Annotated in this window: 1 pseudogene; it reads left to right on the top strand. The window is 38.4% G+C overall.

Annotation, left to right across the window (positions count from 1 at the left end):
• Positions 1-273, top strand: a pseudogene (locus ACFINC_RS11245) (SMI1/KNR4 family protein); the annotation flags it as partial.
• Positions 274-294: the final 21 nt, after the last annotated feature.

Below are 294 nucleotides of genomic sequence, written 5' to 3'. Positions count from 1 at the left end.
AGCATTTATAATGCAAGTTTTGATGAGCATCCTGCTGGCGATATTGTGGATAAAAACTTATATCATAGGAAACATGGATTTGCGACACCAGAACAGCTTGTTGTGAGTAGAACAGATTTTGGTGAAACCTTTTATTTTGATTACTCTCAGTTTCAGGATGGTGAATGCCCACTCTATGTCGAGATTCCATCTGGAGCGTCACATTATTATGCAAGTAATTTTTATGAATTTCTCTGTAAAAGGATTACAGAGCACGCAGGCGAAGTGTCATGAAAACCTACACCTTAGCTGATG

It is taken from the genome of Bartonella sp. AP58NXGY, assembly GCF_042195785.1.
Taxonomy (GTDB): Bacteria; Pseudomonadota; Alphaproteobacteria; order Rhizobiales; family Rhizobiaceae; genus Bartonella.
The sequence above is the reverse complement of the archived record's forward strand: the minus strand, read 5'-3'. Positions and strand labels throughout refer to the sequence as shown.